The sequence below is a fragment of the Lutimaribacter degradans genome (assembly GCF_023703375.1).
Lineage (GTDB): Bacteria > Pseudomonadota > Alphaproteobacteria > Rhodobacterales > Rhodobacteraceae > Lutimaribacter > Lutimaribacter degradans.
In genome coordinates this window covers 140679-162161 of sequence record NZ_JAMQGO010000002.1, presented here as the reverse complement: position 1 = coordinate 162161, position 21483 = coordinate 140679, and the positions used below count along the sequence as shown (strand labels likewise).

Here is a 21483-nt window from a genome sequence, read left to right as displayed (position 1 = left end):
GTGCTGCACTGTTACCTGGTAGTCATGAAACGAGAGGAGGACGCCAATGGCCTTGAGTTCGCATATCGAGGAACTGAAGAAAAAACACCACACCCTCTCGGAGCAGGTTGAACAGGCGCTGCGCGCGCCCGGCACTCCTGATGCCGAAATCGCAGAACTGAAAAAACAGAAACTGCGCCTGAAAGACGAAATCGAAAGGCTGACAGCCACGTCGTGACGTTTTGCCATCGCGGCCCTGCCGCCATGGCGAAACAGGCCGCGGCCCTATTCGGCCCGATGCGAATGCGCCGGTCGCAGAAACTCTGCCGCACGGTCAAGCTCGTCGGGCCGAATCTCGTGTCCGCCGTCGTGCCACAGCAAATCGACCCCGGCACCCTGTGCCCTGTACCAATCGGCCAACCCCTGTGTCTGGTCGGCGGGGCAAATCGGATCATGCCGACCGGCGGTTACCAGGATGCGTCGATCTGAAAGGCCGGGTTGCGGTTCCGGTGTCCACGGGATCAGCGGGTGCATCAGCACCAGGTCATCCAGCAGGTCGGGCGCCACGAAGCTGATCGCGGCAGCGATATTGGCCCCGTTGGAATAGCCAAGCGCAATCACGCGTGACGGCGTAAGACGGGCCTTTAGCGTGCGGATGAAGGAGCCAAGTGCGTCGCGACGCCTGGCCATGTCGTCCATGTCGTAGACGCCTTCGGCCAAGCGTCGGAAAAAACGGTTGGCGCCGCCCTCGCGCACTTGCCCGCGCGGGGAAACCACGTTCGCACCCGGCACCAACTGCTGTGCCAATGGGTGCAACTGCATCTCGTCCCCGCCCGTTCCGTGAAAGGTGATCACCAAGGGGCCGGTCGGGGCGCCCAGGGTTTCGATGAAATGCAGATCAGTCATGGATTGGGGGCAGGTGCTCGGCCTCCAGAACCGCGCGCAGATGGGCGTGTTGGTCAGGCAATTTCAGCGCCTCGCCCAGGTGGGCGCGATCTTCGTCCCGGTCAAAGCCGGGCTCGTTCGTGGCCACCTCGAACAGCACGCCGCCCGGCGCGCGGAAATAGATCGCCCAGAAATAATCACGGTCGATCACCGGGGTCACCTGGAAACCCGTGTCGATCAGCGCCTTGCGCACCTCGGCCTGCGCGGCCCGGTCATTCACAGAGAACGCGATATGATGAACCGATCCGGCACCTTGCGCGGCGGCGGGGGCATTGGGCAGGGTTTCGATATCAATCACATTGGCGCCGTTTCCAGGGCCCCCGGCAATCGCGAACCGCGTGATATCACCCTCGGTGCCGCGCTGCTCATACCCCATGAAGCGCAAAAGCTCGGCCGTGGCACCTTGATCGGCCAGGCGCATCTGCGTGGAATGAAAGCCCCGGATGGCATGGTCGGCGCCGATGTCGCCACCCGTCCAGGGCGCGCGCGCATCGTCGGTTTCGACCAGTGCAAAACCGTCGCCATCAGGTCCGTCAAAGCGCAGCCGCACCTCGCCAAGCTGGTCTTGGCTGATGATGTTTTGCACCCCCTGCGCGGCCAGCCGGTTGGCCCACCAATCGCGGCTGCCCTTGGGGATGGAAAAGGCGGTCACCGCGACCTCGCCAGCGCCTGGCCGTCCGCGGCGCGCGCCGGGGAAGGGGAAATAGGTCATCACGGTGCCGGGCGTGCCGATCTCGTCGCCGTAATACAGGTGATACACTTCGGGCGCGTCGAAATTCACCGTTTTCTTCACCCGTCGCAAACCGAGCGTCTTGGTAAAAAAATCGTTGTTTTGCTGGGCATCGCTGGCCAGCGAGGTGACGTGGTGCAATCCGTTTATCTGGGTCAGCATGGCAAATCCTCCGTTCACCTTATCATATGTGGTCGGTGTCTGGTGCGAAAATGCCCAGTTTCGCGCGTGATTTGTGCAATTCCGCACAAAAAACGCGCCCCGGACCTACCGGGGCGCGTGTCGAATTTACGCGTTTCGCGCGGCCAAATGGCCCGGCTCAGACGAAGAATTGCCCGCCATTGGCGGTGATGGTCGACCCGTTGATAAAGCCCGCGTCATCTGCCGCCAGGAAGGTCACGCAGCGCGCGATCTCCTCGGGCTCGCCCAGCCGGCCGGTCGGGATCTGGCCGATGATGGCCTCGCGCACCTTTTCGGGCACGGCCATCACCATTTCCGTGGCGATGTAGCCGGGGCAGATCGCGTTGGCGGTGATGCCCTTGGCCGCGCCTTCCTGGGCCAGGCTTTTGATGATGCCTAGGTCGCCCGCCTTGGTCGCGGCATAGTTCACTTGCGCGAACTGGCCTTTCTGACCGTTGATCGAGCTTATCACGATCACCCGGCCAAAACCGCGCTCGCGCATGCCGGGCCAAACGGGGTGCACGGTGTTGAACACGCCAGTCAAGTTGGTGTCGATCACCTGGTGCCACTGCTCGGGCGTCATCTTGTGAAAGGGGGCATCCTTGGTGATGCCGGCATTGGCCACCACCACGTCGATCGGGCCAAGGTCGGCCTCGACCTGTGCGATCCCGGCTTTCGACTCGTCATAATCGGCCACGTTCCACTTGTAGGTCTTGATGCCGGTTTCTCCGGTGAACTTGGCCGCGGCTTCATCATTGCCGGCATAGGTGGCGGCCACCTCGTAGCCTTCTGCTTTCAATGCCTTCGAAATAGCCGCGCCGATGCCGCGTGATCCACCGGTGACGAGTGCAACTCTTGCCATGATATCCTCCAAGTTTGGCGCAATAGGTTAGTAACCTTGTTACTTTTTCAAAATGACATGCGCAATAAAGTTTCGTGACGATTTCATTTCTCGTGCGCCACGAATTGTCGCAGCGCATAAAAAAAGGGCGCCACAGCGGCGCCCTTTGAATGGTCGTTCCGCGTGCCTCACGGGCGCTCCAAGCACATGGCAACGCCCATGCCTCCGCCGATACACAGAGTGGCAAGGCCCTTTTTCGCATCGCGGCGCTTCATCTCGAAGAGCAGCGTGTTCAGAACGCGGCAGCCGCTGGCGCCGATCGGGTGGCCGATGGCGATGGCGCCGCCGTTGACGTTCACGATCGACGGGTCCCACCCCATGTCCTTGTTCACGGCACAGGCTTGGGCGGCGAAGGCTTCGTTGGCTTCGACAAGGTCCAGGTCGTCGACCGACCAGCCCGCCTTGTCCAGCGCCTTGCGGCTGGCATGGATCGGCCCCACGCCCATGATCGACGGGTCCAGGCCGGCGGTGGCATAGCTGGCGATGCGGGCCAGCGGTGTTATCCCGCGCTTTTCGGCTTCGTCCGCGGTCATCAGCAGAACGGCGGCGGCACCGTCATTGATGCCGCTGGCATTTGCGGCGGTCACGCTGCCATCCTTGGTGAAGGCGGGGCGCAGTTTCTGCATGACCTCGATCGTGGCACCGTGCCGGATGTATTCATCCTTGTCCACGATGGTCTCGCCCTTGCGGCTTTTCACGGCAAAGGGGATCACCTCGTCGTCGAACCGGCCTGCCTTTTGCGCGGCCTCGGCCTTGTTCTGGCTGGCGACGGCGAATTCATCCTGTACTTCGCGGCTGATCTGCCATTTTTCGGCAACGTTCTCGGCGGTTTGGCCCATATGGTAGCCGTTGAAGGCATCCCACAAACCATCGCGGATCATCGTGTCGATGAATTTCATGTCGCCCATCTTGTGCCCGGCGCGCAGATTCGCGGCATGGGGTGACATGCTCATGTTTTCCTGGCCGCCGGCGGCAACGATGCCGGCATCGCCAAGTTGAATGTGCTGGGCACCCAGCGCCACGGCGCGCAGCCCCGAGCCGCAAACCTGGTTGATGCCCCAGGCGGCGCTTTCGATGGGCAGGCCGGCATTGATATGCGCTTGGCGCGCGGGGTTCTGGCCTTGTGCGGCTGTCAGAACCTGGCCCAGAATGGTTTCCGATACCTCGGATTTGTCGATGCCTGCGCGTTCCACAATGGCTTCAAGCACGGCCGCGCCCAGGTCGTGGGCCGGTGTGTTGGCGAATGCGCCTGAAAACGATCCCACAGCGGTGCGCGCTGCCGATGCGATTACGACGTTGGTCATGGTATCCTCCACCAATTGCTGCGCGGGGCCCGCGCCCCGGCTTCGCCCGCGTCATAAAGGAAATGCCGCGTTGCGGCAACTGTATCGCGCTTCAAGGGTCACCCCGCAGCCCTTCGGGGCCGGGCTGCCCAGGCGGGCGAGACGGTGGGCGCACCGTGGTAGTACCCTTGCTGGCAATCCACGCCGGCCCGCGCCAGCCACAGGGCATCGGCCTGGTTTTCAACGCTTTCTGCCACCGTGAACATGTCAAACTGCTGCCCTATGGCCACCAGCGCCTTGAACAGCACCTGGTTATCGGCGTTCTGGTTGATGCCGCGCGTGTACTGCCCGTCAATTTTCAGGATGTCGAAATAGAAATCGCGCAGGTAGCGGAACGAGGTATAGCCCGCGCCGAAATCATCCAGCGCAAAGCTGATGCCCTTGCGTTGCAGGTCAGACATGAAGGACACGACCAGTTCGGGCACCATCATGGCCGAGCGTTCGGTGATTTCCAGGATCAGGCGTTCGGCCACGGTTGGGTTGCGCTCAAGCCCTCGTTTGAGCGTCTTCATCCACCGCGGATAACCGATCGAGCGCGCCGACATGTTGATCGACAGGCGCAGCGCTGGCACGCGCTCCAATGTGCGCAGGCCCATTTCCAAGGCGACGCAATCCATGATGCGGCCGGTTTCGGTTTCTTCGACCGCGCCTATGAAATCGCGCGCCGGGATCACCCGGCCGCCGGCATCAAGAACCCGCATCAACCCTTCGTAAAAGGCAACGCGGCCCGGTGCGCCCGAGGCCACGACCGGCTGAAAGGCCAGCAACACCTCTTTGTGGCGCAGGGCATCCGCCACCATCCAGATGGCTTCGCTATCGCGCGCCTGCACCGCCATATCCAGCGGATTGGTTGCCCCCGGCGGCAAATCGGCCCATGTCTTGTCCACACCGCGCGGCATCGTGGCGACCTCCTGTGCTTGCCATGCACGGGCAGTTTGGCGCCCTGGATGTTGACAGGTGGTAAAGAGATACATTTTTCTCGGGGGTGGTCGGTCTGGTCGTGCGGAGGTCGCAGTGAACGAAAGATGCGGTTGGGTATCCGACGACCCGCTTTACATCGCCTATCACGATGATGAGTGGGGCGTGCCGGTACGCGACAGCCGGGTGCTTTTCGAAATGCTGGTGCTCGAGTCGTTTCAATCGGGGTTGAACTGGCTGACGATCCTGAGAAAGCGCGCGGGGTTTCGCCAGGCGTTCCATGGATTCGACCCCGAGGCGGTCGCCCGGTTCACCGAGGATGACGTGACACGCCTGCTGGGTGAACCGGCCATCGTGCGGCACCGGGGCAAGATCGAGGCGACGATCGCGAACGCCCGCGCATGGTGCGCGCTGAACGCCGAGATCGGGTTTGCCGGGCACATCTGGGGCTACGTGGGCGGAACAGCCTTGCAGCCCGACCGCGCCAGCCTGGACGAGGTGCCCGCGCAGACGGAACTGTCGCGTGAGATCTCCAGGGATCTCAAGACCCGTGGCTTTCGCTTCGTCGGGCCGACCACGGTGTACGCCTTCATGCAGGCGGCGGGGCTGGTCAATGACCACGTCGTCACCTGCCCCTGCCACGCGCGATTGCGTGGATGACAAGGCCACCCCGCCGGGTGGCCTTGCGCTGCGGGATCAATCCATCATGAACTGATAGCTGGCCGGAACGTATTCGAACCCGTCACCGCGGGTTTCCACGAAGCCGATGGCAGGGAAGGGCATGTGGTAGCCGATGAAAGGCAACTTGTCGGCGGCCATCATGTCGAGCATGCGGCGCCGCGTCGCGGCAGCGGTCGATTTGTCCATGTCGAACCTGACCTCCCAATCCGGGTGGCCCAGTGACCACACGTAGTGGTTGGCGAAATCGGCGGCGATCACCAATTGCTGGCCGTTGCTTTCCAGCATGTAGGCCATGTGGCCCGGCGTGTGCCCAAAGGCGGTCATCGCGGTGATGCCCGAGGCGACGCTGCCGCCATCGTCCAGCATTGTCATCTGCTCGGACAGCGGGCGCACCTTGGCGTCGAAGCCTTCGTTGTCCATCGCCGCCCAGGCATCGTATTCAACCGCGCCGGTCATGTAGGCGGCATTGCCAAAGGTCGGCGTGCCGTCATCGGCTGACAGCCCGCCGATATGGTCGCCATGCATGTGGGTGATCACGACCTTGTCGATCTGTTCGGCGGTGTAGCCTGCCGCTTGCAGCGCGGCGCTTGTGGCGCCGCCGTTCAACCCGGTGTCGAACAGGATAAGCTCGGCCCCGGTATTCACCACGGTGGGGGTGAAAAAGAACTGTGCCTTGTCGGTGGGTATCATGTTGGCGGCGCTGACTTCGGCGAATTCCTCTTCGCTTGCGTTCATGCCGAAAATGGTCTGCGGGTCGGGAACGGTGCGGGTGCCGGCCAGCAGGGTGGTCACTTCGAACCCGCCAAGCTTTATCCGGTTGAAACGGGGCAGGGTGGCCCCCATCATCTCGGCGGCGGCCAGCGCGGGCTTGCTGGCGGCGGCTGCAATCGGCATGGCGGCCGCCGAGGCCAGAACGCTGCGGCGGGTCATCTTGGGATAGCTCATTGCGGAACTCCTCTTTTGAACTGCATCAACAAATAACGTGACGGTGCCGGTCTTGTTGTGGGATTGCGCGCACCGGCTGTGCCCTGACGCAGGGTAAAGATAGGTGGCGGGGCCTTTGCGTCCAGCCAGAAACGGTTTGCCTGGCCAGGGTGACCGCGCGATTTCTGGACAATTCCGCGCGGGTGTGCGATGGCCCGCGCCAACAGGAGACACCCCGATGACAACCACCCGTTTCGCCCCGTCGCCCACCGGCCATATCCACGTGGGCAACCTGCGCACCGCGCTGATGAACTATATGATCGCCCGCAAGGCCGGCGGCACCTTCATCCTGCGGATCGACGATACCGACCAAGAGCGTTCGAAACAGGAATATATCGACCAGATCCAGCGCGACCTGGAATGGCTGGGCCTGACATGGGACCGTATCGAATACCAGTCGAAGCGCCTCGACCGATACGCCGAGGCGGCTGACAAGCTGCGCGAGATGGGCCGTTTCTACGAGGCGTTCGAAACGCCGACCGAACTGGACCTGAAGCGCAAGAAGCAGCTGAACATGGGCAAACCGCCGGTCTACGATCGTGCGGCGCTGGCCCTGTCCGAGGACGAGAAGGCCACGCTGCGCGACGAACGCGGCCCCGGCGTCTGGCGCTTCAAGCTGGATCACGAGCGGATCGAATGGGAGGATGGCATCCTTGGCCACACGTCGATCGACGCGGCCAGCGTGTCCGACCCGGTACTTATCCGGGCCGATGGCCAGGTGCTGTATACCATCGCCTCGGTCGTGGATGACACCGAAATGGGTGTGACCAACGTGGTGCGCGGCTCGGACCACGTGACCAACACCGCCACGCAAATCCAGATCATCCGCGCGCTGGGGGGCGTGGTGCCGGAATTTGCCCACCACTCGCTGCTGACCGGCCCGCAGGGCGAGGCGCTGTCGAAGCGGCTTGGCGTATTGTCGATCAAGGATCTGCGCGCCCAGGGGGTCGAACCGATGGCGCTTTTGTCGTTGATGGCGCGGCTTGGGTCGGCCGACCCGGTCGAGCTGCGCACCGATATCGATGCGCTGATCGAAGGGTTCGACATCAGCCGTTTCGGCGCTGCCCCCACCAAGTTCGACGAGCGCGACCTGTTTCCGTTGACCGCGCACTACCTGCAGCAACAGCCGCTTTCGGCCGTGGCCGATGATATCGCCGCGCTGGGTGTGCCCGATGAGCTGGCGCAGCGGTTCTGGACCGTGACGCGTGACAACATAACCACCCGCCACGACCTGGCCGGTTGGTGGGCCATGTGCCGCGAGGGCGCAACGCCCGTGGTTGCCGAGGAAGACCGCGAGTTCGTTGCCCAGGCGCTGGAAATGTTGCCGCCGCCACCCTTTACCGATGACACCTGGGCCAACTGGACCGCGCAGGTGAAAGAGGCCACGGGCCGCAAGGGCAAGGGCTTGTTCATGCCGCTGCGCCTTGCGCTGACGGGGCAGAAATCGGGGCCGGACATGAGCGACCTGATGCCGCTTCTGCAAAAGATGCCGCAAATCGGCTGAGATGCGGCCGAATTGCTGTATCAAACCGTGACCGCGCGCAGCATGTCCTTTTCTTCCTGCAGCGGCAGGGCGGCATCGGCATAGGCCAGCGCGCGCTGCGCCAGTTCGGTTGCCGCGTCGCCTATTTCTTGTTGCGGGCCTTGCGCCAGTTCCAGCAGCGCCTGGCGCAGTTGCAGGGCAACCTCTACCAGGCCGGCGCCGTCGCGGGCGGTGGCGGCAAAGCCCGCGTTCACCAGTCGCCCGGCCGAGGGAACTGGGCAGAAGACGTTGTGATACTTGGCGGTTGGTTGGTCGGCCCTGTCTCTTGCATGCTCCCACAAAAGCGTTTCCAGCCGCGTGATGACCTCGATCGCGGTGCCCGCGTCATTTATACCCGGTGACAGCGCCTTTGACGCAATCTCGGACAGGACCAGCAGGCTGAACTCGGCATCCTGTTCATGGTTGCGCAGGTCGGCGGTTACGAAACAGCGCGCGATCCGGTCTCGTAGCTGTTGGGTGGTGTTTCCTGACACATGCGCCAGCGCTTGGCTTGCCAACACGTGCCGCCCCTGTCTGCGCGCCACGTAGATCAAGATGCCCGGCCCGGTACAATCCTGCAGCCCGGCCATGTCTATCATTTGCACGTAACCCGAACTGGGCGCGGGCACCGGTGTCAGGTCGGTGGGCAGGATCGTGTCCCGTGTCAGCGGGTTGGCACCTTGTGCCGGTTGGCGGGCGAGCGCGCCGAGGCTTTCATGCGCAAGCTCATAGGCGATCTGGAGGCTATCATCCATGCTGCCCAGGCTCGACAGGTGATGAATCCAGCGCAGCATGGCCACGATCACAAGGACCGTGACCGTCACCGTCACGGCCATGATCACGATGGCCGCATGTTCGGGATAGATATCGGCGCGAAACAGTATGATCGATGTAAGCGAATAGACGAACGCCCCGATGAAAGTGGCCAGCACCGATTGCGTTGTCGTATCTTCCAGAAGGATGCGGTGGATACGCGGGGTGGCATTTCCCGCAGCGGCCTGGTGCGACGCCACCATGATGGACAACGAGAAGGTTGAAACCGCCAGCATGGACGAGGCAAGTATCGACAGCACCGGCATCACCGCATCCGGGCCGATTGAGTTGGCCAGCCCCTCGGGCAACAGCGGTGTGACAAGCGACGCCGCAACGGCCACGGCCACTGCAAGCACGGCAAACAATGTGACCCTGACCCACAGCTTGCGCGCAAACCGTTTCAGGATGGACAGCGGCATTTTCAGGTAATTGGTCATGTGGCCCACCCGTGACGTCAGAAATTGTGAACCGGCGGCAAACGGCCCCGGTAGCGAAGGTTGCAATGCTCTTGCATCACCATTTAAACAGAATTCGGCACGACGTGGTGCGCTTGCAGGCGTGCCTTTCGAAGTAACGTTTTGCTGGCGCCTCTTGCGCATGGTATCAAAAAAAATGCATCATTCATGCAACAATCCTGCCCCTTATTGACACAAGTCAATCACTCCCGATGCGGGTGTGTTAGGAAAGGGGCCCAAATCTTGCAGCGAAAGACAGCCCATTGCGCATTACCAAACGCACAAACTTGGCGATCCGTGTCCTGATGTTCTGCGGGGCCAATGCCGATCGTCTTGTGACCAAAAGCGAAATCTCGGAGCGGTGCAACACCTCGGAGAACCATCTGGCACAGGTGATCAACCAGCTTGGGCAGCTTGGCTATCTTTATACGCAGCGAGGGCGCAACGGCGGTATCAAGCTGGCCCGCCCGATGGAGCGGATCGTGATCGGCGACGTGTTCCGCCAGCTTGAGGCAACTGTGCCCCTGGCCGAGTGTTTCGCCGATGTCGACAACACGTGCCCGCTGGTCAGCGCCTGCCGGTTGCGGCTGGCCATCGCCGACGCGGCCGAAGCATTCTACGCCCACCTTGACGCCATCACGCTGGATGCGCTGGTTTGCGGGAATGATCCCTTGCTGGACATCCTGGCGCCTGCGCGCTGCACCGCCGCGCCGTCCTGATGCGGTGAAAACGACCACTTGTCGCGTGGCCACGACTCGGCTACGTCTAGGCCATCTGCACGGGAGAACTGGCAGCCGCCAGTGCCGAAGGAGCAACCGCCCCGGAAACTCTCAGGCCCAAGGGACCGTGCGGTCTACAACACTCTGGAGAGTGGCGCGCCCGACGCGCCCGCCGAAGGGATAGCGATCTCAGGCACAAAGGACAGAGGGGGCATCTTATGCACCGGAAAGGTGCGCAATGATGCCCGGCGAAACGCATGGATCGCCGCGCAAGACCGGGGGATGGTCGATGACCGAACAAAAACGCCTTGTGCTGCACGATCTGCACCAGTCTCTTGACGCCAAGATGGTGCCCTTTGCCGGTTACGAGATGCCGGTGCAATTCGCCGCCGGGGTCATGGCCGAACACATCCACACACGCGAAAAGGCCGGGCTGTTCGATGTCAGCCACATGGGGCAGGTGATCCTGCGCGGCGCCAGTTACGAAGCGATCGCGCTGGCGCTCGAGGCGCTGATCCCGGTCAATATCGGGGGGCTCGCCGAGGGGCGGCAGCGCTACGGGTTTTTCACCAACGAAGCGGGCGGCATTCTCGACGACCTCATGCTGGCCAATCGCGGCGATCACGTGTTCATGGTGGTGAACGCCGCCTGCAAAGCAGACGATATCGCCCATATGCGCGCCACGCTCGAGCCGCAGGGCATCGATGTGCAAGAGATCACCGACCGCGCGCTTCTGGCGTTGCAAGGCCCGCAGGCCGAGGCGGTGCTGGCCGCGCTTTTGCCGGGCGCGGCCGACATGCGGTTCATGGATGTTGCGGTGATGGAACTGGACGGGGCCGAGCTATGGTTGTCGCGCTCGGGCTATACGGGCGAAGACGGGTTCGAGATTTCCGTTCCGAATGACGCGGCACCGGGCTTTGCGCGGGCGCTGCTGGCGGATGAGCGGGTGCTGCCCATCGGGCTGGGCGCGCGCGACAGCCTGCGGCTGGAGGCCGGGCTTTGCCTTTACGGCCATGACATCGATACTGGCACTACGCCGGTCGAGGCGCGGCTGACCTGGGCCATTCAGAAAATTCGCCGCCCCGGTGGCGCGCGCGCGGGTGGCTACCCCGGCGCCGATGTGATCGAGAAGTCCATGGAAGATGGGCCCACGCGTCTTCGCGTGGGGTTGCGCCCCGACGGCCGCGCGCCCATGCGCGAAGGCGTGGCCCTTTTCGCAGCCCAAGAGGGGGGCGCGCAGATCGGCACGATCACCTCGGGCGGGTTTGGCCCCACTGTGGGCGGCCCCGTCGCCATGGGCTATGTCGCGGCCCCCTATGCCGAAACCGGCACCCGTATCTGGGGCGAGCTGCGTGGCAGGCGTCAGCCTGTCACCGTGGCGGCGCTTCCCTTCACCCCCGCCAACTTCAAACGCTGAACCAACAAGGGATGGACCTTATGAAATTCACCGAAGACCATGAATGGCTGCGCATCGACAATGATCATGTCGTTGTCGGCATCACGGAACATGCCAGCGCGCAATTGGGCGATGTCGTGTTCGTGGAACTGCCCGAGGTGGGCACACAGGTCGCTGCGGGCGACGAGATCGTGGTGATCGAAAGCGTCAAGGCCGCCAGCGACATTACCGCCCCGTTGGATGGCGAGATCGTGGAAGTGAACAACGCCATCGTGGATGAACCCGGCAAGGTCAACGACGACCCACTGGGCGAGGCGTGGTTCTTCAAGATGAAGGTCGCGGACCTGGACGAGATCGACAAGTTCATGGACGAAGACGCCTACAAGGAATTCGTGGGCTGACAACGCCCGCGACCGGGCAGGCCGCGCGGCCTGCCCGCCCCGATCGACAGCCAGAGCGAGATTGACCCATGCCTTTCGTGCCCACCGACTACCTGCCTTACGATTTTGCCAATCGCCGCCATATCGGCCCCTCTCCCGATGAAATGGCCGAGATGTTGACCGTGGTCGGGGCCGACAGCCTTGACGGGCTGATCGACGAGACCGTGCCGAAAAGCATCCGGCAGGAAAAACCGCTGGATTTCGGCAAGCCGAAATCGGAACGAGAGCTTCTGTATCACATGCGCAAGGTTGCCGAGCAGAACACGGTTCTGACCTCGCTGATCGGGCAGGGCTATCACGGCACGGTCACACCGCCCGCGATCCAGCGCAACATCCTGGAAAACCCGGCCTGGTATACCGCCTACACCCCCTATCAGCCGGAAATCAGCCAGGGGCGGCTTGAGGCGTTGTTGAACTACCAGACCATGGTGGCCGACCTGACGGGGCTGGAAATTGCCAATGCCAGCCTGCTGGACGAGGCGACGGCGGCCGCCGAGGCCATGACAATGGCGCAGCGCGTGGCAAAATCGAAGGAGAAGGCATTTTTCATTGATGAAAACTGCCATCCGCAGAATATCGCGGTGATGCGCACACGCGCCGAACCGCTGGGAATCGAGGTGATCGTCGGCGCGCCCGAGGACATGCAGGCCGAACAGGTGTTCGGCGCGGTGTTCCAGTATCCCGGCACCTACGGCCACGTGCGCGATTTCACCCCGCAGATGGAGGCACTGCATGCCGCCAAGGCGGTGGGCATCGTCATCGCCGATCCGATGGCGCTGTGCCTGTTGAAAGAACCCGGCGCGATGGGCGCCGATATCGCCGTGGGCAGCACGCAGCGTTTCGGTGTGCCCATGGGCTATGGCGGGCCGCACGCGGCCTACATGGCGTGCCGCGATGCTTTCAAGCGCGCAATGCCGGGCCGTCTGGTCGGCGTATCGGTCGACAGCCTGGGCAATCGCGCCTACCGCCTGTCGCTGCAAACCCGCGAACAGCATATCCGCCGTGAAAAAGCCACCTCGAACGTCTGCACGGCGCAGGCACTCTTGGCAGTCATGGCTTCGATGTACGCGGTGTTCCACGGGCCGAAGGGCCTCAAGGCCATTGCGCAACGTATTCACCGCAAGACCGTGCGCCTGGCGCGCGGCCTGGAAGAGGCCGGGTTCGAGGTGGAGCCGCGCGACGGGTATTTCGATACCATCACCGTCGAGGTGGGTCTGTTCCAGCGCGGCGTGCTTCAGGCGGCCGTCAAGGAGGGCGTGAACCTGCGCCGCGTCGGCAAGACCAAGGTGGGTATCACCTTTGACGAGGCCACGCGCCCCGCCATCATCGAGGCCGTCTGGCGCGCTTTCGGCATCCACAGCAAGGTCGACGACCAGGACCACGAATATCGCCTGCCCGACAGCCTTGTGCGCACGTCCGACTACCTGACGCATGGCGTGTTCCATATGAACCGGGCCGAAACGGAAATGATGCGCTACATGCGCCGCCTGGCCGACCGTGACCTGGCGCTGGATCGCGCGATGATCCCTCTGGGGTCGTGCACGATGAAGCTGAACGCGGCAGCGGAAATGATGCCGATCAGCTGGCCCGAATTTTCCAACATGCACCCGTTTGCCCCGCTCGACCAGGCGCAGGGCTATACAACCATGGTGCGCGACCTGTCGGAAAAACTGTGCGAAATCACCGGCTATCACGCCATGTCGATGCAGCCCAATTCCGGCGCGCAGGGCGAGTATGCGGGGCTTTTGACGATCGCCGCCTACCACCGCGCGCAGGGCGAGGGGCACCGCAACATCTGCCTTATCCCCACCAGCGCCCACGGCACCAACCCCGCCAGCGCCCAGATGGTCGGCTGGAAAGTGGTGCCGGTGAAATCGGCCGAGAATGGCGATATCGACCTTGATGATTTCCGCGCCAAGGCCGAACAGCATTCGGAAAACCTGGCCGGCTGCATGATCACCTATCCCAGCACCCATGGCGTGTTCGAGGAAACGGTGAAAGAGGTTTGCCAGGTCACCCATGATCATGGCGGGCAGGTCTATATCGACGGGGCGAACCTGAACGCGATGGTCGGCCTGTCGCGCCCCGGTGACCTGGGGGGCGATGTCAGCCACCTGAACCTGCACAAGACATTCGCCATTCCGCATGGCGGCGGCGGCCCGGGCATGGGGCCCATCGGCGTAAAGGCGCATCTGGAACCCCACCTTCCCGGCCACCCCGAAACCGGCGGGTCCGAAGGCCCGGTATCGGCGGCACCCTATGGTTCGGCCTCGATCCTGGCCATTTCCTGGGCCTATGTTCTGTTGATGGGCGGCGAGGGGATGACGCAGGCCACGCGCGTTGCGATCCTGAATGCCAACTACATCGCCAAGCGGCTGGAAGGGGCGTATGACGTACTCTACAAGGGGCCGACGGGCCGGGTGGCGCATGAATGCATCATCGACACGCGCCCCTTTGCCGACAGCGTCGGCATCACCGTCGATGACATCGCAAAGCGGCTGATCGATTGCGGGTTTCACGCCCCAACGATGAGCTGGCCCGTGGCGGGTACGCTGATGGTCGAGCCCACCGAATCCGAGACCAAGGCCGAGCTTGACCGCTTTTGCGATGCGATGCTGACGATCCGCGATGAAATCCGTGACATTGAAGAAGGGCGGATGGACCCTGAGAACAACCCGCTGAAACACGCCCCCCACACGATGGAAGACCTCGTGCGCGATTGGGATCGTCCCTACAGCCGCGAACAGGGCTGTTTCCCGCCCGGCGCCTTCCGCGTCGACAAGTACTGGCCGCCGGTCAACCGCGTCGACAACGCATGGGGCGACCGCCACCTGGTGTGCACCTGCCCACCGATGAGCGAGTATGCCGAAGCGGCCGAGTAACCACGGAAACCCGCAGGGCCCGTGCCGATACCCGGCACGGGCCCTGCGGGCGCTTCGTGCTCAGATACGCAGGATCAGGCTGTCGGCGGGTTGCCGCAGCTTTGGCCAATGCGCCGCGGGGTCATCCTCGGCTGAGCGGCCCAGTGTCACCAGAACATCCGGCACCAGGCCCCGCGCGGCCAGCCCCAGCGCATCTTCCAATGCGGCGGGGTTGAAGCCCTCCATGGGGCAGGCATCCAGGCCCGCCTCGGCGGCACCGGCCAGGAACAGCCCAAGCGCCAGGTAGGTTTGCGCCTTGGCCCAGGCATCGAACACCTGCGGGGGTTTGCCCTCGATATCGCGGGCATAGCCTGCCCGCAGCTTTTGCAAGGCCTCCCGGCCGGCCAGCCCGCGCTGGTCGGCCATGCGCGCGGCATGGCCATCAAGATCCAGCGCCGCCGCGTCGGCCAGGTGGCAAAACAGCACCATGTGCCCGGCCGCGCCCACGTTGGTGCTGGAATAGACGGCCCCAGCCACGGCCTTGCGTGTTTCCGGGTGTTCGACCAGCACGGCGCGCCACGGTTGCGCGTTGAACGATGTCGGCGCCAGGACAGCGGCACGAAACGCATGATCCAGCGCCGCGGGGTCCGCGACGCCGGGAGAAAACCGGCGCACTGCATGGCGCCGGTTCAACAGGTCGATCAGGCTCATTCCGCGGCGGCCGGCACGGCATCCGGGGCAGGGCGCAGACCTTTTTCCGCAAGGATCGGCATGACCTCGTCGCGGAAATAAGGAAATTCCTCCGCGTAATCGAGAAACGACATCGTGGTACCGGCGAACCCGGCCTTGGCCAGGCTTTCGATCCCGTCGGCCACCTGTTCGGGCGTGCCGACCAGCGGAAAGCCTCCGTGCCCGGCAGCGAACCGATCGCGGATCAGCGCAAGAAGGTCGTGCGGGAACGATTGCGCATTGGCGAATTGCAGGTTGATCAGGTTGTCCACGGCTTCCCAGTCGGCGTTGTCTTGGGCATACCAATGGTGCACCTCGCGCGCCTCTTTCTCGGTGGGGCGGCAGCAGATGTGACTGAAGGTCAGCACGCCAACCTTGCGCCCCTTGGCCGCGGCCTGGTCTTTCAGCTCCTGCACTTCGCTGACCGAGCGTTCCAGGTCGATGGCCGGGGTGAACAGGAAATCGGCGTTGTCGGTGGCAAAGTCGCGCCCCTGGGCGCTGCCTGCGGCGTTCAGGATCGGCGGGCGGCCATCGACTGGGCGCGGCGCGCCGAGGATCTGCTTGAGATTGAAATACTTTCCCTCCCAGTCAAAGATCTCTTCGCTGGTCCAAAGTTTCTGGACGACGTCGAACCATTCCTGGGCATAGCCATAACGGGTTTCATGATCGTCGGGCAGGGTCAGCCCCAACGCCTCGTATTCGGGGCGGTTCCAGCCTGCCACGATATTGAGCCCGATCCGGCCCTTGCCCACTTGGTCGGCGGTGGCCAGTTGCTTGGCCACCACGACAGGGTGGTTGGCCGCCGTGTGCATCGTGGCAAATACCGTCAGCCGATCGGTCGAGGCTAGCAGCGCGGTGGCCCAGGTCATGGTTTCCAAAACGTTGTGATGGAAATTCGTCTCGCCGCCATAGCCGATCCAGCGGGCGATGGGCAGCATGAAATCCACCCCCGCCGCGTCCAGCATCTTGGCCAGCCGCAAGTTGTTGTCCCAGCTGTTGTCCCAGCGTTCATCCACTTTTGTCACCGTCATTCCGGACGAGCAGTTGGTGGAAAAAGTGCCCAGCTTGAAATGGTCGTTGGCCAGAAAGGCGCGCATGATTTCGTCTCCGCTGTTGGTTTCTTGTTGTTAGAAAATTGGATGCAATTTCAAATTAAAAATCAATTTAAAAATGAATCTTGTGAAAATCACGTTTGGCGACAATGCTGTAGCCCGTGCATTCTCATGCAACAGGAGGCCCACCGATGACATCGACGACCCCCGAATCAGGTTTCGACAGGCGTTGGCACCTGGCCCGTGAACCGCTGGAAATCGAACTGACGGATTTCGAGTACGCCTTGATGCGGGCCTTTGAAAGTTTTGGCCGGTGGCAGGCGGAATGCCTTGCCTCGTCGGCCCGGATCGAGGCATCGGGCCCCGAAAACGCGTTGCTGCATGTCATACGAATGCATGACCGGCCCAAGACGATCAAGGAACTGGCGCGGCTCACCAACCGCGAGGACATTCCGAACATGCAATACAGCCTGCGCAAGCTGCTCAAGGCCGGGCTGATCGTCCGCGAAGGGTCGTCGCGCACGGGCGTGCATTACTCGGTCTCGGACGAGGGCCGCGCCATCACCGACCGCTATGCCGATATCCGGCGTGAATTGCTGGTGTCACTGCTGGGTCGGCTGAAATCGCCCGATGCGTCGCTGCGTGAGGCAACGCGCACGCTGGATTTGCTGGTGGGCATCTATGACAGCGCGGCGCTCGATGCGGTCACGCACCGGCGGGGCTGATCGCGCGATGCCAGGTGCAGGGCCCCCGCCTTCCTCTCTCTGAAAATATCCTGGGGGGAGGCGCCGCAAGGCGACGGGGGGCAAAGCCCCCCAGCCGGCCGGACAGGCGCGGCATGTTCGAAACCAGGCCTTGTGTGCGGGCTCAGCCCAGCAGCGGTTCCAGCACGTCTGCCACCGCGTCCCACGTGGCATCGTCCGCGGCGGTCAGCAGGTAGCCTGCATCCTGCGCGATGGTGTAATCGGCGCCGTCCAGCATCCTGGCCACGCCGCCCGCGCGCTGGCAGATCAGCACGCCTGCCGCATGATCCCAAGGGTTCAACGTGCCCGACAGGATGAAATCTGCGTGACCCAACGCCGCCAGCCGGTATTCATGCGCCGAACAGCGCAACGCGCCGGTGCGGGCGAACGCGGTCTGCAGCGGGGCCAGCGTCTTTTGCGCGTCCTTGGGCATCAGCGACATGTGGGTATAGCCCGACAGGCGGTCGATCGGGCCACCGCCAGACATGGTCAGCGGGGTTTCCTGGCCGCTGGCGGTGACGTGGCGGGCGGGGCTGCTCTCATCCGCGATCACGTAATCATCGGCCAGCGGATCATAGATCAGCCCGAATACCGGCCGGCCATAGCGGGTGGCGGCCAGGATCACGCCGAACACGCCCAAACCATGTGCAAAATTCCAGGTGCCGTCGACCGGGTCGATGATAAAGGCCAGTTCCGCCTCGGCGGCCTTGTGGCGTAGCGACGGGTCGCTGGCCGCCGCCTCTTCGCCGATGATCACGGCGCCGGGGAACATGCGGGCCAGCCCGCGTGCGATCATGGCCTCGGCGGCGGTATCGGCCTCGGTCACTATGTCGTCGGGGCCGCTTTTCGTGGCGATCTGGGCGCCGGCCAGGCGACGGAACCGGGGCAGTATCTCGGTTCGGGCGGCGCGGCGAATGATGTTGATCAGGCTGGTGCGCTGTGCGCTGGTCAATGGGCCGGTTACGATGGCGGGCAGGTCCAGGGTCATCTTGAATCGCTTTGGCTGTGGGGTTTGCTTGGTGATGCCAGCCGGGGGCAGGGGATGCAACGCGGCTTGGTGAAATCGGGACTCGGAAAAGGAACAAAAGGTGAATATAGTCTTGCCTTGCCATGTTTGCCGAATTGTCTGCCACGTCGAATTTCACATTTCTTACCGGGGCGTCCCACCCCGAGGAATTGATGACGCGCGCCATGACGCTGGGCCTGCCGGCCCTGGCCGTGGCCGATGTGAACAGCGTGGCGGGTATCGTGCGTGCCTACACCCAGGCGCGCGACCTGGCCCGCCAACTGGATGAACGCCGCGCGCAAGAGGCCGCCCATGGCGTGATCGGCCCGGGGCGCCCCGGCCAGCCTGCACAAACGCCCGGCCTGCGCGCGCCGCGGCTGGTTCCGGCGGCGGCGCTGGTGTTCGACTGCGGCACATGGCTGACCGCGTTGCCGCGCGACCGGCAAGGCTGGGCCAACCTGTGCCGACTGCTGACGATCGGCCGCCGCCGTGCCCCCAAGGGGCAATGCCTGCTGCGCCTCGATGACCTGTGGGCGCACGCCGGGGGGCTGGTTTTGCTGCTGCATCCGCCATCCGCGCTGCCGATGGCGCGCGGCGCGGGCGATTGGGAGGGGCGGGCACAGCGGTTGGCGCGCCGCCTTGGCAAGCACATGCACCTGCTGATGCATCCCCGCTATGACGGGCAGGATGACGCAAGGCTGGCGGCACAGGCAGGCCTGGCCCGGCGGCTGGGTTTGCCGGTTGTCGCCTCTGCCAGGCCCTTGATGCATCATGGCAGCCGACGGCAACTGGCCGATGTGCTCGCGGCGATCCGCCAGGGCTGCCGCGTCGATACGCTGGGCCGGGCGGCGCTGGCCAATGGCGAGCAGCGCCTGCGCGCCGAGGCCGAGATGCGACGCATCTTTTCCGGGCACGAGGCGGCGGTAGAGGCCGCGGGCGCCTTGGCCGAACGGCTGACATTCTCCTTGGAGGAACTGCGCTATGAATACCCGTCCGAGGTCAGCCCGGGCGAAACCCCCGACACCCGCCTGCGCCGACTGGCCGAGGCGGGGTTGCGCTGGCGTTATCCGCAGGGCGCGCCCGACAAGGTGCGCGCCCTGCTGGAGCACGAACTGACCCTCATTTCCAAGCTGCGCTACGCCCCCTATTTCCTGACCGTGCATGACGTGGTCGATTTCGCCCGCTCGCGCGGGATCTTGTGCCAGGGGCGTGGTTCGGCCGCGAATTCGGTGGTCTGCTACTGCCTGGGTGTCACCAGCGTTTCCCCCGAGATCGGCACGATGGTGTTCGAAAGGTTCGTGTCCGAGGCTCGCGACGAGCCGCCCGATATCGACGTGGATTTCGAGCATGAACGCCGCGAAGAGGTGATCCAGCACATCTATGAAAAATACGGGCGCCACCGCGCGGGGTTGTGCGCGACGGTGATCCATTACCGGGGCAAGCGCGCCATCCGCGAGGTGGGCCGCGCGATGGGGCTGGCGCAAGATACGGTCTCGGCGCTCAGCTCGCAGCTCTGGGGGTTTTTCTCGACCGAAGGGGCCCAGCCCGCGCGGCTGCGTGAAATCGGGCTTGATCCGTCTGACCCGCACCTTGCGCGCACCTTGCGCCTGATCGGGCAGATCATCGGCTTTCCGCGCCACCTGTCCCAGCACGTGGGCGGCTTCATCATGACCGAGGGCCGGCTGGACGAGCTGGTGCCCATCGAGAACGCCAGCATGGAAGATCGCACCGTCATCGCCTGGGACAAGGATGATATCGACGCGCTGGGGATATTGAAGGTCGATGTGCTGAGCCTTGGAATGCTCACGTGCATCCGCAAGGCGTTCGACCTGATCGCGGGTCATCACGGGACCGCCTTCAGCCTGGCCACCCTCCCGCCCGAAGATCCGGCGGTGTATGACATGCTGTGCCGCGCCGACAGCGTGGGCGTGTTCCAGGTGGAAAGCCGTGCGCAGATGAATTTCCTGCCACGCATGAAGCCGCGCTGTTTCTACGACCTGGTGATCGAGGTGGCGATCATCCGCCCCGGGCCCATCCAGGGCGACATGGTGCACCCCTATATCCGCCGCCGTAACGGGGAAGAGCAGGTCAGCTTTCCGTCTGACGCGCTGGGCGAGGTGCTGGGCAAGACGCTGGGCGTGCCGCTGTTCCAGGAACAGGCGATGCAGATCGCCATCGTCGGCGCGGGTTTTACCCCCGACCAGGCCGACCGGCTGCGGCGCTCGCTTGCCACGTTCAAGAAACACGGCAATATCAGCGAATTTCGCGGGCTGTTCCTGCGGGGGATGCGCGCCAATGGCTATGACGACGCCTTTGCCGAACGCTGCTTTTCCCAGATCGAGGGGTTTGGCAGCTATGGCTTCCCCGAAAGTCACGCGGCCTCTTTCGCGCTGCTGGTCTATGCCAGCGCCTGGATCAAGCGCCACCACCCCGGCATTTTTGCCTGCGCGTTGCTCAACAGCCAGCCGATGGGGTTCTATGCCCCGGCCCAGATCGTGCGCGACGCGCGCGAACACGGGGTCATTGTGCGACCGGTTTGCATCAATGCCAGTTACTGGGACAACGCGATGGAACCCGACGGGCAGGGCGGGCTGGCGCTGCGGCTGGGGTTTCGCCAGGTCAAGGGCCTGTCCGAGGAAGAGGGCAATTGGCTGGCTGCCGCACGCGGCAACGGCTATCGCGGGGTGCAGGACGTTTGGCGCCGCGCCGGGCTGGCGCCGGCGATGCTGACCCGCCTGGCCGAGGCGGATGCCTTTGCCGGGCTGGGCCTCACGCGGCGCGAGGCGCTCTGGCAGGCCAGTGCGATCCGGTCGGCCAAGCCCCTGCCGCTGTTCGAGGGTGACCTGGACGGCGAGGCGATCGACGAGCCCGCCGCCCATCTGCCCGCAATGACCCTGGGCGAAGAGGTGGTCGAAGATTACGTGGCCATGCGATTGAGCCTGCGTGCACATCCGTTGGCGCTGCTGCGGGGGCTGCTGACCCCGCCCGACGGTCGCGCGCCGGTGGGGGCGGGCCGCGCGCGCGGGCAGACGCCCGATCTGTTACGCATCAGCCATACCCGCGCGCCCCCGGACTGACCCGCGCGT

The 21483-nt window shown here is 63.9% G+C and carries 19 protein-coding genes and 1 riboswitch; of the genes, 9 read left to right on the top strand and 10 right to left on the bottom strand.

Features of this window, described 5'->3' with window-relative positions; translation table 11 throughout:
- Window positions 1-46 precede the first annotated feature (46 nt).
- Window positions 47-217: a YdcH family protein gene (locus M8744_RS05255; RefSeq protein ID WP_251410559.1), complete on the top strand. Its 171-nt coding sequence runs from the start codon at window positions 47-49 to the stop codon at window positions 215-217.
- A 47-nt stretch (window positions 218-264) separates the two neighbouring features.
- On the opposite strand, the gene M8744_RS05250 is transcribed toward M8744_RS05255, so the two are convergent.
- The 5 genes from M8744_RS05250 to M8744_RS05230 form a co-directional block, all read right to left on the bottom strand.
- Entirely contained in the window at window positions 265-885 is a 621-nt protein-coding gene (locus M8744_RS05250; RefSeq protein WP_251410556.1) for an alpha/beta hydrolase, read from the bottom strand.
- Window positions 878-1816, bottom strand: coding sequence for a VOC family protein (locus tag M8744_RS05245; RefSeq protein WP_251410554.1), 939 nt, complete (start codon window positions 1814-1816; stop codon window positions 878-880). The genes M8744_RS05250 and M8744_RS05245 overlap by 8 nt, the downstream gene beginning before the upstream one ends.
- A 157-nt stretch (window positions 1817-1973) precedes the next feature.
- Window positions 1974-2696: an acetoacetyl-CoA reductase gene (phbB, locus tag M8744_RS05240; protein ID WP_251410551.1), complete on the bottom strand. Its 723-nt coding sequence runs from the start codon at window positions 2694-2696 to the stop codon at window positions 1974-1976.
- A 167-nt stretch (window positions 2697-2863) separates the two neighbouring features.
- Window positions 2864-4039 carry an acetyl-CoA C-acetyltransferase gene (locus M8744_RS05235; RefSeq protein ID WP_251410547.1) on the bottom strand — a complete coding sequence of 392 codons (1176 nt, stop codon included), beginning with the start codon at window positions 4037-4039 and terminating at the stop codon, window positions 2864-2866.
- 98 nt (window positions 4040-4137) lie between these two features.
- Window positions 4138-4977 (bottom strand): EAL domain-containing protein, encoded by an 840-nt coding sequence (locus M8744_RS05230; RefSeq protein ID WP_251410544.1) that lies wholly within the window; start codon window positions 4975-4977, stop codon window positions 4138-4140.
- A 115-nt stretch (window positions 4978-5092) separates the two neighbouring features.
- On the opposite strand from M8744_RS05230, the gene M8744_RS05225 reads away from it, so the two are divergent.
- Complete coding sequence (locus M8744_RS05225; RefSeq protein WP_251410541.1) at window positions 5093-5656, top strand: DNA-3-methyladenine glycosylase I; 564 nt, start codon at window positions 5093-5095, stop codon at window positions 5654-5656.
- Window positions 5657-5692: 36 nt separating this feature from the next.
- Here the strand turns inward: M8744_RS05225 and M8744_RS05220 are convergent, their stop codons facing one another.
- Window positions 5693-6622, bottom strand: coding sequence for an MBL fold metallo-hydrolase (locus M8744_RS05220; RefSeq protein WP_251410538.1), 930 nt, complete (start codon window positions 6620-6622; stop codon window positions 5693-5695).
- A gap of 217 nt (window positions 6623-6839) precedes the next feature.
- On the opposite strand from M8744_RS05220, the gene gltX reads away from it, so the two are divergent.
- Window positions 6840-8165 (top strand): glutamate--tRNA ligase, encoded by a 1326-nt coding sequence (gltX, locus tag M8744_RS05215; protein ID WP_251410536.1) that lies wholly within the window; start codon window positions 6840-6842, stop codon window positions 8163-8165.
- Between the two features lie 20 nt (window positions 8166-8185).
- Here gltX and M8744_RS05210 read toward each other — a convergent pair whose 3' ends face one another.
- Window positions 8186-9433, bottom strand: coding sequence for a DUF2254 domain-containing protein (locus M8744_RS05210; RefSeq protein ID WP_251410533.1), 1248 nt, complete (start codon window positions 9431-9433; stop codon window positions 8186-8188).
- Between the two features lie 281 nt (window positions 9434-9714).
- Here M8744_RS05210 and M8744_RS05205 point away from each other — a divergent pair, with 281 nt between their 5' ends.
- From M8744_RS05205 to gcvP, 4 genes are all read left to right on the top strand, one after another.
- Window positions 9715-10170 carry an RrF2 family transcriptional regulator gene (locus tag M8744_RS05205; protein WP_251410530.1) on the top strand — a complete coding sequence of 152 codons (456 nt, stop codon included), beginning with the start codon at window positions 9715-9717 and terminating at the stop codon, window positions 10168-10170.
- Window positions 10171-10220: 50 nt separating this feature from the next.
- Window positions 10221-10308, top strand: a riboswitch (glycine riboswitch).
- Between the two features lie 151 nt (window positions 10309-10459).
- A complete protein-coding gene (gcvT, locus tag M8744_RS05200) occupies window positions 10460-11587 on the top strand; it encodes a glycine cleavage system aminomethyltransferase GcvT (RefSeq protein WP_251410527.1) in 1128 nt (375 codons plus the stop codon).
- Window positions 11588-11607: 20 nt separating this feature from the next.
- Window positions 11608-11967, top strand: coding sequence for a glycine cleavage system protein GcvH (gcvH, locus tag M8744_RS05195; protein WP_251410524.1), 360 nt, complete (start codon window positions 11608-11610; stop codon window positions 11965-11967).
- A gap of 68 nt (window positions 11968-12035) precedes the next feature.
- Window positions 12036-14888, top strand: coding sequence for an aminomethyl-transferring glycine dehydrogenase (gene gcvP / locus M8744_RS05190; protein WP_251410521.1), 2853 nt, complete (start codon window positions 12036-12038; stop codon window positions 14886-14888).
- A 60-nt stretch (window positions 14889-14948) separates the two neighbouring features.
- Here gcvP and M8744_RS05185 read toward each other — a convergent pair whose 3' ends face one another.
- Together M8744_RS05185 and M8744_RS05180 are read right to left on the bottom strand one after the other, a co-directional pair.
- A complete protein-coding gene (locus M8744_RS05185) occupies window positions 14949-15578 on the bottom strand; it encodes a nitroreductase family protein (protein WP_251410518.1) in 630 nt (209 codons plus the stop codon).
- Window positions 15575-16693: an LLM class flavin-dependent oxidoreductase gene (locus tag M8744_RS05180; RefSeq protein ID WP_251410516.1), complete on the bottom strand. Its 1119-nt coding sequence runs from the start codon at window positions 16691-16693 to the stop codon at window positions 15575-15577. Before M8744_RS05180 ends, M8744_RS05185 begins: the two co-directional genes overlap by 4 nt.
- Window positions 16694-16839: 146 nt before the next feature.
- Here M8744_RS05180 and M8744_RS05175 point away from each other — a divergent pair, with 146 nt between their 5' ends.
- Window positions 16840-17373 carry a winged helix DNA-binding protein gene (locus tag M8744_RS05175; protein WP_251410513.1) on the top strand — a complete coding sequence of 178 codons (534 nt, stop codon included), beginning with the start codon at window positions 16840-16842 and terminating at the stop codon, window positions 17371-17373.
- A 142-nt stretch (window positions 17374-17515) separates the two neighbouring features.
- Here the strand turns inward: M8744_RS05175 and M8744_RS05170 are convergent, their stop codons facing one another.
- Window positions 17516-18379 (bottom strand): inositol monophosphatase family protein, encoded by an 864-nt coding sequence (locus M8744_RS05170; protein ID WP_251410510.1) that lies wholly within the window; start codon window positions 18377-18379, stop codon window positions 17516-17518.
- 122 nt (window positions 18380-18501) lie between these two features.
- On the opposite strand from M8744_RS05170, the gene M8744_RS05165 reads away from it, so the two are divergent.
- Window positions 18502-21474, top strand: coding sequence for an error-prone DNA polymerase (locus M8744_RS05165; protein WP_251410507.1), 2973 nt, complete (start codon window positions 18502-18504; stop codon window positions 21472-21474).
- Window positions 21475-21483 lie beyond the last annotated feature (9 nt).

Bases quoted from the DNA above. Each gene is read 5' to 3' on its own strand.
- gcvP (WP_251410521.1), top strand. From the start codon at position 12,036: ATGCCTTTCGTGCCCACCGACTACCTGCCTTACGATTTTGCCAATCGC.
- M8744_RS05250 (WP_251410556.1), bottom strand. From the start codon at position 885: ATGACTGATCTGCATTTCATCGAAACCCTGGGCGCCCCGACCGGCCCC.
- M8744_RS05230 (WP_251410544.1), bottom strand. From the start codon at position 4,977: ATGCCGCGCGGTGTGGACAAGACATGGGCCGATTTGCCGCCGGGGGCA.
- M8744_RS05255 (WP_251410559.1), top strand. From the start codon at position 47: ATGGCCTTGAGTTCGCATATCGAGGAACTGAAGAAAAAACACCACACC.
- M8744_RS05175 (WP_251410513.1), top strand. From the start codon at position 16,840: ATGACATCGACGACCCCCGAATCAGGTTTCGACAGGCGTTGGCACCTG.
- M8744_RS05165 (WP_251410507.1), top strand. From the start codon at position 18,502: ATGTTTGCCGAATTGTCTGCCACGTCGAATTTCACATTTCTTACCGGG.
- M8744_RS05170 (WP_251410510.1), bottom strand. From the start codon at position 18,379: ATGACCCTGGACCTGCCCGCCATCGTAACCGGCCCATTGACCAGCGCA.
- M8744_RS05210 (WP_251410533.1), bottom strand. From the start codon at position 9,433: ATGACCAATTACCTGAAAATGCCGCTGTCCATCCTGAAACGGTTTGCG.
- phbB (WP_251410551.1), bottom strand. From the start codon at position 2,696: ATGGCAAGAGTTGCACTCGTCACCGGTGGATCACGCGGCATCGGCGCG.
- gcvT (WP_251410527.1), top strand. From the start codon at position 10,460: ATGACCGAACAAAAACGCCTTGTGCTGCACGATCTGCACCAGTCTCTT.
- M8744_RS05245 (WP_251410554.1), bottom strand. From the start codon at position 1,816: ATGCTGACCCAGATAAACGGATTGCACCACGTCACCTCGCTGGCCAGC.
- gltX (WP_251410536.1), top strand. From the start codon at position 6,840: ATGACAACCACCCGTTTCGCCCCGTCGCCCACCGGCCATATCCACGTG.
- M8744_RS05180 (WP_251410516.1), bottom strand. From the start codon at position 16,693: ATGCGCGCCTTTCTGGCCAACGACCATTTCAAGCTGGGCACTTTTTCC.
- M8744_RS05185 (WP_251410518.1), bottom strand. From the start codon at position 15,578: ATGAGCCTGATCGACCTGTTGAACCGGCGCCATGCAGTGCGCCGGTTT.
- M8744_RS05235 (WP_251410547.1), bottom strand. From the start codon at position 4,039: ATGACCAACGTCGTAATCGCATCGGCAGCGCGCACCGCTGTGGGATCG.
- gcvH (WP_251410524.1), top strand. From the start codon at position 11,608: ATGAAATTCACCGAAGACCATGAATGGCTGCGCATCGACAATGATCAT.
- M8744_RS05220 (WP_251410538.1), bottom strand. From the start codon at position 6,622: ATGAGCTATCCCAAGATGACCCGCCGCAGCGTTCTGGCCTCGGCGGCC.